Raw genomic sequence first — 15,348 nt, forward strand, 5'->3', positions numbered from 1 at the left:
AGCAGCAGCAGTCACTTTGCTTATTGTGCTGTATAGCCGCCATCCAAAAGAACAGCTTGTCCAGTCACACCTTTAGCCTTTTCACAGGACAGGAAGGAAACATAGTCAGCAATTTCTTGTACATCAATCAATCGTTTTTGTGGAACTAATGGGTATAAAACTTCTTCCAATACTCTTTCTAATGGGATGTTGCGAGTTTTCGACAAGTCATCAAATTGTCCTCGAACCAATGGTGTATCAACATAGCCTGGACAAATCGCGTTTACTGTCACTCCACTGTCCGCAGCTTCTAAGGCAGCAACTTTAGTCAATCCAATCAGTCCATGTTTGGCAGAATTGTAAGCCGATTTTCCAGCAAATCCAATAACTCCGTTAATGGAAGCCATATTGATCACTCGTCCAAAACCTTGTGCCTTCATGATTGGAAGAGCTCGTTTAATAGCAATAAATGGTGCAATCAACATGATGCGCAGCATAAATTCATATTTTTCAGTTGGAAAGTCTTCAATCATTGCTACATGCTGCAATCCAGCATTGTTGACTAAAATATCCAAGCGGCCATATTTTTCAACTGTTTCATCAATGGCTGAATTGATAGCTTCTTCTTTCGTCACATCACAAACGACTCCATGAGCCTCCAAGCCAGCTTTTCGATAATTCGCAACAGTTTCATTTAAGGCTTGCTCGTTTACATCAGAAAACACGACTGCTTTGCCTTCTTTTAGAAAAGTCTCTCCGATTTGTCTTCCAATCCCGCTTGCTGCTCCAGTAATAAAAACTACTTGTTGTTCTGTCATTAGTCATTCTCCTCTTATTTTATTTGTTAATTAACTTCGCTTCTGTTGCTGCTTGAACTTCCTCAAAGGTAAAATCTGGATGAATTTCTTCCACAACAATGCCTTCATCTGTCACAGAAAAAACGCCCATTTCAGTCACAATCGTATCAACTACATTGACTGCGGTCAGCGGCAAAGAGCACTGATTTAAAATTTTCCACTTGCCCCTGTTTGTATGCTCCATTGCCACAATGACTTTTTTTGCACCGACTAACAAATCCATTGCTCCTCCCATTCCTGGTACCATTTTCCCTGGAATCAGATAATTCGCAATATTGCCTTTCTCATCAATTTGTAAAGCACCTAATACAGTCGCATCAACGTGTCCTCCACGGATGATACCAAAAGAGGTAGCGCTATCAAAAAATGCTCCATCTTGATTGATGGATACTGGTTGTCCTCCGGCATTGACGATTGTAGGATCTACGGTATCTCCTAGTTTTCCTAATCCGATAAAACCATTTTCAGATTGAAGTGTCACTGTGACTCCTTCTGGCAAATAATTCACCACTTTTGTTGGTAAACCGATGCCTAAATTCACTAAAGATTGATTTGGCAGCTCTTGCGCTACTCTTTGGGCGATTCGTTCCTGCATTTCTTCTTTGCTTAGCTCTTTCATCCTTACTGCACCTCGCTTTCCACAATGTAATTAACAAATACATTTGGTGTGTGAACCATATTAGGATTCAGTGTTCCACACGGTACAATTTTTCTCGCCTCAACGATCGTAACATCTGCATTGGCTGCCATCAATTGATTAAAATTATTCTCAGAACCTGCATATTGCAAATTCCCTGATTCGTCAGCAACATTTGCTAAAATTAATGCTACATCAGCCTTCAACGGTTTTTCTAAAAGATATTCTTTGCCATCTACTGTGATTTTTTGTTTTCCTTCTTCTACTAACGTGCCAATACCTGTCGGTGTTAAAAAACCGCCCAAACCAAAGCCGCCGGCGCGAATACTTTCTGCCAAAGTTCCTTGAGGGACCAGATCAACAACGGTCTCCGCTTCATTCATTTGACGTCCAGTTTCTCGATTTAAACCAACATGTGAAGCAATAATTTTAGAAAACTGCTTTTTCACGACCATTTTTCCTACGCCGCGATCAACAAAGCCAGTATCATTACAAATCAAGGTTAAATTTTTAACTCCTTTTTCAACAAGGGCATCAATGATTCGTTCAGGTGTCCCATTGGCCATGAAACCGCCGACCATAATGGTTTGTCCATCTTGAACCATATCTATTGCCTGATCCAAAGCAACAATTTTGTCCATTTTAAACTCTCCTTTATCTTTCAATCAGCAAAGAAGTTCCTTGACCGCCACCGATACACAGCGTAGCCAGCCCTCGTTTTGCTTCTCGTTTTTCCATTTCGTGCAACAAGGTAACCAAGATACGGGCACCACTGCAGCCGATCGGATGTCCCAAGGCAATCGCACCGCCGTTGACATTGACTAAATCAGGATTTAAACCTAGCTCCTCCACTACTGAAATTGCCTGTGATGCAAAAGCTTCATTGGCTTCTACTAGTTCTAAATCTTCCACCGTCCAGCTTGCCTTTTCCAATGCTTTTTTCGTTGCTGGAATCGGTCCTGTCCCCATAATTTCTGGTGCAACGCCAGCACTCGCATACGCTTTTACTGTTCCTAAAATTGGTAATCCTAAGCTTTCTGCTTTTTCTCTCGTCATCACCAATACTGCAGCAGCCCCATCATTAATTCCCGATGCATTACCAGCGGTTACAGTTCCTTCTTCTTTTATGAAAGCTGGACGCAATTTACCAAGTTTCTCCAAAGTGGTTTCCGGCTTAATGTATTCATCCTTTGAAACGATTAAGTCCTCTTTTCTGCGTTGTGGTACCTTTACCGGCACAATTTCTGCTGAAAATTTACCTGTTTGTGCTGCTGCACTTGCCCGCATTTGACTTTGCAAAGCAAACGCATCTTGTTTTTCACGTGTAATGCCGAATTGCTTGGCAATATTTTCGGCAGTTACTCCCATGTGGTATTGATTAAAGCTGTCAGTTAGGCCATCGTTCACTAATGTATCGATCACTTTTCCATCGCCTAAGCGTCCGCCCCATCGATAATCCTTCAACACATAAGCTGTTTGACTCATATTTTCAGTTCCGCCAGCTACGACAATTTCAGCGTCACCGCAAAGAATACTTTGAACCGCTAGTTCGATCGTTTTTAAGCCAGAACCACAAACCATATCCACTGTGAATGCTGGCTTCTCTACTGGAATCCCTGCATGAACAGCAACTTGTCGAGCAATATTTTGTCCTAATCCAGCATGAAGTACATTACCAAAAATCACTTCATCCACTATCTCTGGGTCTATGCCCGCTTTTTTCATCAAGCCTTGAACTACTGTCACTCCCAAATCTACGGCAGAAACTGTTTTAAACACTCCGCCAAAAGAGCCAATCGGTGTTCGTAATGCAGTAGTAATGACAATCTCTTTTTCCATTAACAATCTCCCAATCTATTTTTATCAAAGAAAACGTTTTCTTTCTCGTGCATAGCTTACGATTTTTTCGTTGAAAAAGAAAATACTAATTTTTTGGGAAGGTATAAAAAAATTTTATAGTCGGTTATTTGACTTTTTCTCTCAAGATATTTTAGTATGTTAGTAAATTCCAGTTAAGGAGAAAACTATTGGACATCAAGCACCTTCGTTATTTTATATCGATTATTGACAATAATTTCAACTTAAGTCACACCGCAGAGGAACTCTATATTTCTCAACCTGCCTTAAGCTATATGATTAATGATTTTGAAAAAAATCAGGATGTGAAGCTATTTACTCGGAAAAATGGAAAGCTTTCAGGTTTGACCTACTCAGGAGAAGTTTATTACCGAGATGCTTTAGAAGTAATTGAAAAGTATGATACGATGCTAAAGAATTTACATAACCTAAAAGTGAATCTAAAAGGAGAAATCACCATTGGTATTCCGCCATTAGTCATTTCTGCCGTTTTTTCAGATTTTCTACCAGATATCATTTTAGAAAATCCTGATATCAAGTTTATCATCAAAGAATTAGGAGCCCATCAATTGAGAGAAGAATTATTGATTGGCAACGTTGATCTTGCTGTGTTATTAAAACCAGAACGTATTCATAAAAATCTCATTGATTCTTATACGATTCAGAGTTCTGAGCTAGCCGTCTTCGTTTCGAAAAAAAATCATTTGGCCAAAAAGAAACGGATCACTTGGCAAGACTTGCATAAAGAAAAAATGGCTATCTTCGATGAATCTTTTATGATACATCATTATGTCAAACAAGCCTTTGAGCGACACCATGTGAGTTTATCCGTCTCCTTGCAATCTTGGTCCTGGGACTTTTTATTGAATTCCACCCGAATTAATCGCGAATTGTTTACTTTGTTGCCTAAACCAATTGCTTCTCAATATCCATTCGATGACATTGTCATGATTCCTATGAAAGACCCGATTCCTTGGACAGTCACCATCTGCCAATTGAAAAAGGAGACTTCCTCTAACGTAGAGAGTTACATTTTGGAATCGTTATTGAGTCATTTTAACAGTCAAAAAAACTAGCAAACCTTCAAAAGCAAATCCTGAGATCTCTTTGATTCGTTAGGCTCTTCATTTTTGATCACGGATGATAAAAGTGTATCCGAATGCCTTTTATGCTATTGTGGCTACATCTTTACACTGCTACTGCAGAGCGTTCTCTGCAGCTAAAAATCAAACAACTTTTTTGATAGTTTCTTCTATGCTGCAATTAAGATAACTCGACTGAATAATGTCAAAAGTGCTTGTCCTTAAGAAAAAAAGCTGGATTTATTTCCCAGCTATTTTAAAAGATATACTTTGCAATAAAAAAAGATTCCTCTACTTCTGTTATAAGTAGAAAGAATCTATTCTAAACACTTAAACCCTTCTCACAAAAGGATTACCTATTGCTGCTAAAGAGTTTTAGATAAACTAATTCATCAAGAGCGGAACCAAAAAGACTATCGCAAGACCTAAAAACCAACCACCTAAAATATCAGTGAAATAATGAATACCCAGATATACTCGACTAAAGCCAATTAGAAAACTTATGACTAGAGCGGGAATAACCAACCACCAAAATTCACCCGCATATAAATAACCATTAAGAAATAATCCCATGTAAAAAGCCGCTGCTGTAGAAGCGTGTCCGCTAGGAAAGCTATGATCTTGCTCTTCCACTAAGCGATTTTCTCTGGGGCGTTCACGTTTGAAAATTCGCTTAATTATATAAGTAAGTCCAGTCGTTAGCATAATGGTAATCCCTACATTTAAGGCAACTGCTTCCCGGGTTCGTGTAAAAAGAACCAGCAATAAACAAAGAAAAATAGTGGGTAAAGCTTTTCCAAGTTTGGTAAAGAAAAGAAACATCCGAGTCAATCCATCTTGCCTTTGTGCAATTACCTTTCTAGAAAAAGAAATATCTGCTAGTTGGATTTTTTTACCCTGCACAAAAATAAGGATAAGAAAAAAAATGATTAATGAGCCGACAGCTAACCACAGCATAGTAAACTCCCCCTGTTTTGTTTCTCACTTTCATCTTACCACAATACGTTATCCTTGTTTTACCAAATAAAGTTTCTCTTTTTTACTTAAAAAAATTTTTGAACTTAGCCCATATAATCTTTACGTCGCAATAATATGACGCCAATGACTGTAACGATTACTGCCAGTAAAACCACGCCTAATGATCCTAAAATTGAATCCTTCCAAAGTAATCCCCCCGTATTAATTCCCCACAAGCTGAAAATTAATGTTGGAATGGATATAATTAACGCTGCCGAATCCAAATATTTCATCAGGTGATTTAACGTATTATCCATTAACGCTGAAACCATGCCGCTAGTTGAATCAACCAAGCCTCGATACAAATGAACCAGTTTTTCTACCCTCCGACAGCTAATCCGGACATCGTTCAATACATCTTTAGAAATCTGATTGATAATCTGTTCGTTTTCTAAAAGATGATCCGTTGTCTGCTTCTGATCATCTAGAGTATGCTCCAGGTAAACGAGATTTTTTTCAATATCTCGCAGCAGGATTAAATTCTCTTTTTCTGTACTATTTTTTGATACATCATTCACTTCGTCAATCATTCGTTTTTGTTTATTTAATGCGACTAAATAATTGTGATAGGTGTAAAGGAGATAGGAAATAATAAATGGAGCTACTTCACCTTCACACTCCTCAAACATCCGTTGGATCTTCAATCGTTCAAAGTTTCCAGAAGACACCGTAATTATCAGCTCATCGGAGAATAAAAAAGAGATCGGCAGCAATGCGCCCTCCACCGAATTGGAAGCATCTTTTTCAACCTGATAGCTGACCAATACCAGACTGACACAGCTCCCCAGCTCATTTGATGAAAGTGTTTCTGCTCTTGAGACCTCTTCCGTAAAAGGATGCAACGTAAAAATATCTTTTGGCAAATCGAACTGGACCGTGTATTGCTGAATTTGTTCTTCCGTTGGTTCAATAATAGACAGCCAGGTTCGCGATTTTCCACCTGTGTTGATAACCTTTTTTTCTAACATAATTTTACTCCTTTGCAAGCCGTTGGTGTAAAATCATTATACGCTACAATTGCCAGAACAATGGGCTATAAGGCTTTTAACCCCAAAAACCAGCAGAAGAAATGCTGGCAAAGTCTTTTTTGTTTGTCCGATTCTAGACAAGTATTTATTCCCTACTGAATGTTCTTTAGGAAAAATTGTTTGATCTCCGTTGCCGTTTGCAAACCAAATAGTTCTTGCCGATATTCTTCCTTCAACATACAGTTATAAAAAGCTTGTACTGCCGTCTGGTGAAGATAATTATCAACTGGTGCAATCATCAGCAGAACCTTAGCAGAGAGTTTATTCGAAAATCGTACTGGGTAATCCAGCTTTAGCAAACTAAATCCCAGCTCATTTACGCCATCATTAAAGCCAGCATGAGGAATTGCTACACCTGGAGCGATGACAAAATAGGGGAACCGTTCATCATATTTTTCAATAATCTTATCAACAAAGGCTTGTTCAATAAAACGACTCTTAAGCAAAGGTTCAGCAACACATTGAATTGCTTCATTAAATGAAAATTGCCGCTTCGATACCTTAATCCGTTCCTCTGGTAATAAACGATGGAATTTTGAATCCAAGATTAACTGTTCTTGTTTCTTTGGCAAATTGAAATACTCATTCAATCGGCTTCTCAGTTTCTCTTCATCCGGCAAACGAACTTCTTTCTTAACTAGGTTTAAAATGTCTTCCACGCTTATCCCTTGCTCTCTATTGTAGAGCTCTTTATTAACCATGCGTATTAAACGCTGCCGATCCTCTTGCGTAAGTAAGGGGGACACTACAAAGATTTTCTTAGTCGTTCGTAAATAAATGGTGGAGAAAACAACTTCAATGTCTTCATAAACTAAAGGATTTTCATAAAATTCACGGGCCGAAATATTGCAGACAAAATCAATCATGGGAAAACATTGACCAAGTGTCTGGTAAAGCAAGTTTGAAACAGATACACCATTCTCACATACGACGATTGCTCGAACTCTTTGTTGCTGCTCCATTAAGTATCCTTTAGTTAAAAAACTTTGGAAAATCAATCCAACATAAACCGTTTCTATCTCAGTAAATTGAATTTGGTAGTAATTTTCAAGGGGACGCAACGCTTGTTTGGCCATGGGGAAAACAGCTTGATATTCCTTAATTATTGGTTCGATGTCATGATCTTCATAAGGAATTCCATACTTTATTCGATAGATAGCTGGTCCAAGATGCTGATAAAGCATTTGTTTCAGTCTTTTTCGATCTTCGAAAAAGATTACTGACCGTCTTTCAAAGCGTTCAATTACCGCATCAATCACTTCACCTAGCTGGGGCATTTTCTCTCCGCGACTTTTGATAACATTCGCACTTAATAATTGAATGACTAAAAAAGCTTTTTCCTTCTTAGATGCTTCATTGCAAAGATTCGCACCAGCCATCGCTTGAGTAATCCTTTGATAATCTGAGGCAGCTATAATTTGGATAATTGCTCGATATTCTCCAGTTGAAATTTCCTGATAGTTTAAACATCGTACTCTTAACAGAGGGATTAGTAAACAAAGCAGCTTCAATTGTCGATTTGAAAATTGCGTGTGCAGCAACCTTTCCAGCTTAAGCAGTTTTTCTTTTTCTTGGTATATTTCAGTCAATTCAATAGTGGTATATGTTACCAACAATTTTTCCTGCGCTTTTCCGTCAATCAATAAATGGAGCTGTCGAATCAGCATAATTCGAATAGCAATCTCTTTCCCTAAAAAATGATAGCCTGTTTTTCTAGAATACCCTACTTGAATATCTTCTTTTACTAGTTGCTCCTTAATTAAGGCCAAATCATTAACGACAGTATTTTTACTTACATGCAACTGATTTGCTAATACGTTCAAGGAAGTGTATTTTTGTGTAAAAATAATCAATGCCATTAAGATTAACCGGGTTTTCCGACTCAATGCATAGAGCTGTTCCGTTTCCACCGAATGCTCCAGTTGTTCTAATTCTTCTAAATCTAAGCTGACCCATAACCGTTTGTTTTTCCTGACAATCGGCGGGTATCCATGCTCCTCTAACAGCACATTAATTTTCTTTAATATTGTTTCACTTTTTCCTGTATCTAAGACTAGCTTTTTCTGCAAACTACCCAAGCCAATACCTGGTGAACGAACAATTTCAGCTAACATATCAAGTGTTTCATCTTTCATCACGTATCGCCTCCAAAAACAATAACAAGCTGGGATAAAGTCAATAGACTCTATCCTAGCTTATCATTTATCGCACTTCCATATCACTATATCCTTTAGCTAAATAATCATTAACGACTTTTTTTAATAAAAAGGGAGATCGGGGTATCGCATCTATTGTATCTCCCGCAATATGTGGCGTTAACGTGACATTATCCAATTTTAATAGTGGATCATCAGCCGTAATTGGTTCAGTCCAACTAACATCCAAGGCAGCTCCAGCAATTTTCTTTTCTGCTAATACCTTTATCAAATCGTCTTTGCAAACCAAATCTGCCCGTGCTGTATTAATCAGATAACTGCCAGGCTTCATTAATTTCAAATAATGTTGATTCACCATCTCTTTTGTCTCTTCTGTCACTCGCATATGAAGGGAGATAATATCTGCTTGCTGGAACAATTCTGCAAGGTCTAAAACAAACTTCACAATTAATCCCTCTGATTGAACTCGCTGCTGATCTACAAAGGGATCATAGACGATTACTGGAACCTTTAACCCGTTTAATCTCTCTATGACTTGTTTTCCGATATACCCCACACCTACAATCCCAACCGTTAAGTTAGGCAAAATCGTTTTGTAAGGATCATTGGCAAAACTTTTTTCCCACTTGCCATTCTTGATCGCTGCATGTGCTCGTGCGATATTCCGGGTTTCTGCATACATCAAACCAACCGTGAAATCGGCCACTGGCTCAGCATTGCGAATTACATGTAGAAAGGGCAACTTCAACTCTCTGACTGTCTCTACATGAACATTCTCGATGCCACCTCGACAGGTACCAATCAGCTTGAGCTTTTTCCCCGCTTCAAGCATCGCTTTAGATATTGGTGCATAATGGCAAAATAGATAATCAGCTTCAGGTAAATCCGCTAATATGCCTTCTGGAATTTCTACTGCTTCAGGGCCGCCACGTTCAATTGCCAAAATGTGTTCTTGAAATTCATCTTTACTTAATTCAGAATGCCATTCATATACAACAATATCTAATGCTTGATCTTTAGCAAACGCCATCTCTTTAACTGCTTCAATCAATGTTTCACTTTTAACCAGGGCATCTCCAATTACAACGACTTTCATATCACAAGCTCCTTTATATTTCTTGTTTAGTGTCAAGCTTTTCTGTTTCGTTTAGTTCACCCGCTCGTTCTAGATAGTCTGTAATGCTTTCCTTTTTCGTTTTTACTAGGATAAACAAAAGAACATACACCACAACTGTCAAACCGATAAACAAAGGATTTTGAGTTAAGAAAATCAAGAACAGTGAACCCAAGAAATAATTTCCTAACACAACAAAACTAGCAATCAATAACGCGCCTTCAGGGATAGACACCCCGACACTTTTGGCCACTTCAGTAAATATCGGTGCAACCGCAGTAATGATATATAAATTAACAGATAGAATGATGGTTCCAGAAATCAAGGATTTAAAGATATTCCCTTTTGAAATCGCGATAATCGGTTGAATAATATACGGAATGGCGATTAAATCTACCATTGGCAAGGTCTCATTCCCAGGCAATGCAATAGCCAATATCAAGATAATTGGAATTAACAATAAACCAGTTAGAAGAGTAGCTGGTTCTCCATAACCAGCTGCGTCATTGATAGCCAAATACCATTCTCTGCCTTTGCCAGAACTCTTCGCAGATTTCTTGGTCGCATCGGTAATACTGGTAAATGCTGAAGCAAAGATACCAGCAATTTTTGGAAAAATTGCCATAATAGCAGCTGTTGCTATTCCTACACTAGCAATTTCACCCCAGGCTGCCAGATCGCTCAAACGCATAAAATTCCCTGCCAAGCCCAGCAGCAAACCTAAAACCAGTCCCAGTGTTACTGGTTCACCTAGAAATCCTAAACGTTTTTGAACATTTTCAGGATTCCATTTTATTTTATTCGCTCCAAGCTTATTCAAAATCCAGTCCATTACAATTGCATAAGGAACCTGTGTCACATCATGGGGGGCTGCAATAGTGGTGCCTGGATAGCCATAGTAATTACTCCATCGTTTTGCTAATACCTCAGTGAATAGTAATGTAAATAGATTCGCTAATAACATTAATCCAATGGATAGGATTAAATTATTTGTTACGATATATAGCATAGAACCCCAAAGCATAAATGAATAGTTATTCCATAAATCAGAAGCCATAAAAATATTGGTAAATTTTAATAAGAATAGAAGTACTTGGACTAACAGGCCAAAACCTAAAAAGATCATTCCTACTTGAGTGGAATAAGCCACTACACTCGTTGCTTGCCACCCCGTATCTAGAATCCGTAGGTTCACTCCTGTATGCTCGACCATTCTATTAACTACTGGCGTAACGATAGGGGTATACGCGCCAATCAGCATATTAAATCCTGTCAAACCAATTCCTGCATTCAACGCAGCTTGAAAAGCTCGTTTCGGTTTTACCTTTAAGAACATTGCAATGATAAAAATCACAAATGGAACAACAATCGATGCACCAAAGGCGTCCATAATATTTGATAATACCTGTAACATAATTATCCCCCTTATCCCACTAAATCTTTAGCAGTAGCTAACAACTCTTCGATAAACTCTTCTTCTCCCATCCCGGTTAAAAATCCCACCGCATTAATCGTTGGAATATCATAAGTGCTGATTAACGGACTAGTGTGAACAATCATATCGTATGATCCGCTGCTTAACACTCCATCTACACCCCCTGGATTCACCTCTACCGTTTTTGCATTGAATCCATTGTCCTCCAACAAATCCTTTACCTTGTTGGCAATCATGGAACTCGTTACAGTCCCTGACCCACACACTGAGACAATATTTAATGTTTTCATTTTACTTCTCCTCCGATACACCCAATTTGTTTACTTAGCAGTTCAAACAGTTCCTTTTCAGTATCTGCCTTCATCAACTGATCCATGGCAGCCTCATTATTAAAAATCTTCATCAATGTTTGCAACAATGATAATTGCATATCGTTTTTACTGAATCCTAAAATAAAAATTAACTCTGGATAGACGAGAACTTTGTCTTCTGGGAAAGTTCCCATTTGGTGAAAAACAATTTTTTCCGCTGGCTTCAAGACATAAATAAAAGGTTCTTTGACAAACAACGCATCTGTATGAGGAATAGCTACTTCAACTGTTTTCGTCGCTAAACCAGTAGGAAAAGAATCTTCTCTCTTTTGAAGCTGCTGCCCATATTCTTTTACAACATATCCTTTGTTGAACAAATGATCAGATATATGCATAAATAGATCTGTCCGACTAGTTGCTTCTACAGATAAATCAATCAGATCTTCTCTCAAAATCTTATTTAAGCTCAAACTCATCCTCCACCTAACTACACTATTTTTGACCGTAAGACTTAAATTTTTCCAGCATGAATGCTACTTCATCATCTTCCAAAATTACTGGTACGCCCACTGATTTTGTTCGCCAATAGACTTCTGCCATTCGTTCTGTTTCTTCAGCAATTGAAAAAGCATTTGGCAAATCGTAGGAAGCTGTTAGCAATCCATGATTAGCTAAAAAGCATGCATAACGATCTTCCATTGCTTGATAAGAATTTTCTGCCAGCTCCCACGTTCCAAAGGATGCATAATCAGCACAACGAATATCCTTACCACCTGCGATAGCAATATAATAGTTGGACGCTGGCAAATCCCAACGTAACGTAGCCATCGTTGTACTAAATGGTGAGTGTGTATGAACCACAGAACGTATATCTGGTCGTCGCATGTAGTAAATGCGATGCATGTCTAGTTCACTAGATGGCTTGCGCTCGCTGTCAACAACTTCACCAGATAGTTTTGCCACCACCACATCTTCTGGCAAAGTTTCAAAATAATCAATGCCGCTTGGACTGATGGCCATTAAATCCAACTCTGGATCATAAATACTGATATTCCCTCCTGTACCCTTAGTTAACCCACTAGTAATCAGTCGTTTACCGTACTCTACAATTTGTTTTCTTTGCTGCTCCATCAACACGATTTACTCCCCCTTTGTGTATCCATAGTCTAATAAAAATTCGCATCCTTTTGAATACGTTTTCAGACCAAATATAAACAAATTGCAGTTATTCACTGGTACGTTCTACGTATTTTATGATGAAGTATCTGAAAAAAAGCAGTGAAAAAGACAAATAAAATCGTCTTTTTCACTGCTTTGTGTTTAATAGTTTTACAAAAAATCTTTGCGAATCGGTGTAAAGGTATCGATTAATTCTGATCCAGCTTCTAATGGAATACATCCATGACGAACATCCGATTCAAATCGGAGGAAATCGCCAGGACCTACTAAATATTCTTGATTCTCTTCAAAAAATTGGAATTTTCCTTTTACGATATATGTTACCTGTTCTTCAGGATGACTGTGCAAGGCAGTCTCCTCAGCAACTTCCGTAAAACGAACGCGAACAGCCATTATTTCCTCACTATGCGTTACTACACAGCGCTCAGTATTTTCATCTACTTGTTGGAATACTTGATCCTTTTGATAACTAATCATGAGACATCCTCCTAATTTATAATGCCTCCGCCGCAGTTCGCAGCTGCTGAACCCTTTGAGGGACATTGTTTGCTTTCATAATCTCGCTGACTATTGATATACCAGCAATCCCTGAATCAGTCAGCGCTGAAAGATTTTCTAAGTTAATCCCGCCAATGGCTACTACTGGCAAAGCCGTTGACTTCGTAATCTCTTTTAACGTAACAATGGGTGTCAATTGAGAATCTTTCGTCTGTGTAGGAAAGATTGCTCCAACTCCTAAATAGTCAGCCCCTTCTGACTGGGCTTCTAGGCTTCGTTCCAGTGTCTTAGCTGATACCCCTAGAAACTTATCTGGTCCCAATAAATAGCGCGCTACCGACACAGGAAGCTCGTCATCCCCAATGTGCAATCCATCGGCATCGACAGCTAAACAGATATCTAAGCGATCGTTGATAATCAAAGGAACACGATAGCGTGACGTAACTTCTTTTACCTTTAAAGCTAGTTGATAAAAGTCGTACGTAGATAATTCCTTCTCCCGCAGCTGAACAAGGGTCACTCCATTCTGGCAAGCCTCTTCAATGATAGTTAAAAACTGTTCCTCTGTGAAATCATAACGTCCAGTAACTAGATAGAGTGTTAGCAGCTCTTTTTTCATCGTATTATCCCCTTCACTTGTTTGTACCATTCCTGATTCATCAATAGTGACAATTGGTTCAATGTGGCTTGACGAAAATCAGCCAAGCCCTCTGGCACCAGCTCCTTCGCCTTTTCACCGCAGCAATTAAAATAACTTACTGCTGCTGCAACCGCCGGAAAAGCTTCTAATCCTATCCCTAATAATGCCGCAATTAAAGCCCCCACGATATCTCCAGTTCCGGTAAAACAGTCAAGCTCAGACACACCATTTTGCAGCAAACAATTAGTCGTCTGATTTACAACCACATCTACTGCGCCTGTAGCAAGAAAAGTCGTGTGTGGATACTCGGCGGCTAAGACTTCCAGCGCTGCTGTTAATTCTTTTAGCGCTGCTTCCGATTGATCCAACGAACTCCCGTCAACCCCTCGTCCATGGCTTTCCAACATACATAATGCCCGCATCTCAGAGATATTCCCCTTCACTACCTCAGGCTGCTTTTTCATTAATTGCTGAGTCAGCTCTGCTCGCAAAGGACTGGCTGCCAAGCCAACCACATCAATCACCGTCGGCTTATGATTCTCCTCAGCAAAACGGCTGGCTTCTAAAATATTGGCTTCTCGCTGTGGCGAAATATGACCTAAATTCAACAATAAACTGTCTGTTTGCTGGAAAAAGGCTGGAAATTCACGGGCATCATCTGCCATTACCGGTTTAGCACCGATGTATAATAAAGCATTTGCCATTGACTCACAGGTAATTTCATTGGTAATGCACTGAACCAACGGTGATGTTGCTAAAGGAAATATTGTTTTGACCATTTCAGATAATCCGTTCATGCTTGCTCACTCCTCAAAAATAATTGCTGACATCTTTTAAATACAGGCACCCGATACAAAAGCTTCCATACAAAGTAGGCGACCAGCGATCCAATCAAGGTAGCCCCGACAAATCTAGGGGTGTAAATCAGCCAGTACATTCCCTGCTGACTTCCGGTAAACAAGACCATTACTGGATACGATAGTAACGAACCAATAATTCCCGTTCCGATAATTTCTCCCAAAATAGCTCCGTATAAATTATTGGTCATTCGATACAATAGTCCAGCTAAAAATGCCCCAAAAACGGCACCTGTTAATGCCAATGGTGGAATTCCCAACAACAACATTCGGATAATTCCACAGCACAGTGCCATCAAGGTTCCATATAAAGGCCCTAGTAATCCCCCTGCCAGCACATTCATCACACTCGACATCGGCGCCATCCCCTCTACTCGGAAAAGTGGCGACAAAACTACATCTAGAGCAATCATCATTGCCAACAACATCATTTTCTGCAGCTTCTCTCTTTGCAACCTTCAACATCCTTCCTTATCTTCAAAAACAAAAAAGACTCCTCACTAAATAGAAGCAAGAGGAGTCTTAAAAAAAGCCCGACCAAATAAATGGACGGGCGAGATTCATGGTTGTATGACATTTCCCTGCGCCAGTTCTAACTGTTTCAGGTTCCATGGGTATAATCTCAGCTTTGCAGCACCCCAAATGTTTCTATTTATGAAATTGTGGTTAAAGTATAGCATAGTTTTTTTCATTCTAACAGG

At 39.1% G+C, this 15,348-nt stretch carries 17 protein-coding genes and 1 riboswitch; of the genes, 1 reads left to right on the forward strand and 16 read right to left on the reverse strand.

Translation table 11 applies throughout. The features are described from left to right. Nucleotides 1–20 precede the first annotated feature (20 nt). From IGI46_RS03195 to IGI46_RS03210, 4 genes are read right to left on the reverse strand one after another with little or no spacing between them, the layout of a single operon-like run. Nucleotides 21–797, reverse strand: a complete 777-nt coding sequence (locus tag IGI46_RS03195; protein ID WP_207700718.1) for a 3-hydroxybutyrate dehydrogenase — start codon at nucleotides 795–797, stop codon at nucleotides 21–23. A gap of 19 nt (nucleotides 798–816) precedes the next feature. Then, the gene (locus IGI46_RS03200) at nucleotides 817–1,455 is read right to left on the reverse strand and encodes a 3-oxoacid CoA-transferase subunit B (RefSeq protein ID WP_429972854.1); all 639 of its coding nucleotides are present in this window, start codon (nucleotides 1,453–1,455) and stop codon (nucleotides 817–819) included. Nucleotides 1,456–1,457: 2 nt separating this feature from the next. Then, nucleotides 1,458–2,114: a CoA transferase subunit A gene (locus IGI46_RS03205; protein ID WP_429972855.1), complete on the reverse strand. Its 657-nt coding sequence runs from the start codon at nucleotides 2,112–2,114 to the stop codon at nucleotides 1,458–1,460. A gap of 13 nt (nucleotides 2,115–2,127) precedes the next feature. After that, the gene (locus IGI46_RS03210) at nucleotides 2,128–3,312 is read right to left on the reverse strand and encodes an acetyl-CoA C-acetyltransferase (RefSeq protein WP_429972857.1); all 1,185 of its coding nucleotides are present in this window, start codon (nucleotides 3,310–3,312) and stop codon (nucleotides 2,128–2,130) included. Between the two features lie 188 nt (nucleotides 3,313–3,500). Between IGI46_RS03210 and IGI46_RS03215 the strand changes: the two genes are divergently transcribed. Then, complete coding sequence (locus IGI46_RS03215) at nucleotides 3,501–4,406, forward strand: LysR family transcriptional regulator (RefSeq protein ID WP_429972858.1); 906 nt, start codon at nucleotides 3,501–3,503, stop codon at nucleotides 4,404–4,406. A 390-nt stretch (nucleotides 4,407–4,796) separates the two neighbouring features. On the opposite strand, the gene IGI46_RS03220 is transcribed toward IGI46_RS03215, so the two are convergent. The 12 genes from IGI46_RS03220 to thiW form a co-directional block, all read right to left on the reverse strand. Continuing rightward, nucleotides 4,797–5,369 (reverse strand): phosphatase PAP2 family protein, encoded by a 573-nt coding sequence (locus IGI46_RS03220; RefSeq protein ID WP_429972859.1) that lies wholly within the window; start codon nucleotides 5,367–5,369, stop codon nucleotides 4,797–4,799. Between the two features lie 104 nt (nucleotides 5,370–5,473). Beyond that, nucleotides 5,474–6,397 (reverse strand): magnesium transporter CorA family protein, encoded by a 924-nt coding sequence (locus tag IGI46_RS03225; RefSeq protein WP_429964852.1) that lies wholly within the window; start codon nucleotides 6,395–6,397, stop codon nucleotides 5,474–5,476. Between the two features lie 152 nt (nucleotides 6,398–6,549). After that, the gene (locus IGI46_RS03230; protein WP_429972860.1) at nucleotides 6,550–8,592 is read right to left on the reverse strand and encodes a BglG family transcription antiterminator; all 2,043 of its coding nucleotides are present in this window, start codon (nucleotides 8,590–8,592) and stop codon (nucleotides 6,550–6,552) included. 67 nt (nucleotides 8,593–8,659) lie between these two features. After that, nucleotides 8,660–9,709 (reverse strand): 2-hydroxyacid dehydrogenase, encoded by a 1,050-nt coding sequence (locus IGI46_RS03235; RefSeq protein ID WP_429972861.1) that lies wholly within the window; start codon nucleotides 9,707–9,709, stop codon nucleotides 8,660–8,662. A 13-nt stretch (nucleotides 9,710–9,722) separates the two neighbouring features. After that, nucleotides 9,723–11,141, reverse strand: a complete 1,419-nt coding sequence (locus IGI46_RS03240; protein ID WP_429972862.1) for a PTS galactitol transporter subunit IIC — start codon at nucleotides 11,139–11,141, stop codon at nucleotides 9,723–9,725. Nucleotides 11,142–11,152: 11 nt separating this feature from the next. Further along, complete coding sequence (locus IGI46_RS03245; RefSeq protein ID WP_207700728.1) at nucleotides 11,153–11,452, reverse strand: PTS sugar transporter subunit IIB; 300 nt, start codon at nucleotides 11,450–11,452, stop codon at nucleotides 11,153–11,155. Continuing rightward, nucleotides 11,449–11,943, reverse strand: coding sequence for a PTS sugar transporter subunit IIA (locus IGI46_RS03250; RefSeq protein WP_429972863.1), 495 nt, complete (start codon nucleotides 11,941–11,943; stop codon nucleotides 11,449–11,451). The genes IGI46_RS03245 and IGI46_RS03250 overlap by 4 nt, the downstream gene beginning before the upstream one ends. A gap of 22 nt (nucleotides 11,944–11,965) precedes the next feature. Beyond that, nucleotides 11,966–12,610 (reverse strand): L-fuculose-phosphate aldolase, encoded by a 645-nt coding sequence (locus IGI46_RS03255; protein ID WP_207700730.1) that lies wholly within the window; start codon nucleotides 12,608–12,610, stop codon nucleotides 11,966–11,968. A gap of 192 nt (nucleotides 12,611–12,802) precedes the next feature. Next, entirely contained in the window at nucleotides 12,803–13,129 is a 327-nt protein-coding gene (locus IGI46_RS03260) for a cupin domain-containing protein (protein WP_429972864.1), read from the reverse strand. A gap of 16 nt (nucleotides 13,130–13,145) precedes the next feature. Continuing rightward, nucleotides 13,146–13,769: a thiamine phosphate synthase gene (gene thiE, locus IGI46_RS03265; RefSeq protein ID WP_429972865.1), complete on the reverse strand. Its 624-nt coding sequence runs from the start codon at nucleotides 13,767–13,769 to the stop codon at nucleotides 13,146–13,148. After that, nucleotides 13,766–14,587, reverse strand: coding sequence for a hydroxyethylthiazole kinase (locus IGI46_RS03270; RefSeq protein ID WP_429972866.1), 822 nt, complete (start codon nucleotides 14,585–14,587; stop codon nucleotides 13,766–13,768). The genes thiE and IGI46_RS03270 overlap by 4 nt, the downstream gene beginning before the upstream one ends. Continuing rightward, nucleotides 14,584–15,102 carry an energy coupling factor transporter S component ThiW gene (gene thiW / locus IGI46_RS03275; RefSeq protein WP_429972867.1) on the reverse strand — a complete coding sequence of 173 codons (519 nt, stop codon included), beginning with the start codon at nucleotides 15,100–15,102 and terminating at the stop codon, nucleotides 14,584–14,586. The genes IGI46_RS03270 and thiW overlap by 4 nt, the downstream gene beginning before the upstream one ends. Nucleotides 15,103–15,208: 106 nt before the next feature. Continuing rightward, a riboswitch (TPP riboswitch) is annotated at nucleotides 15,209–15,298 on the reverse strand. Nucleotides 15,299–15,348: the final 50 nt, after the last annotated feature.

Origin of the sequence: Enterococcus sp. AZ163 (genome assembly GCF_050498925.1) — a bacterium.
GTDB lineage: Bacteria > Bacillota > Bacilli > Lactobacillales > Enterococcaceae > Enterococcus_A > Enterococcus_A ferrettii.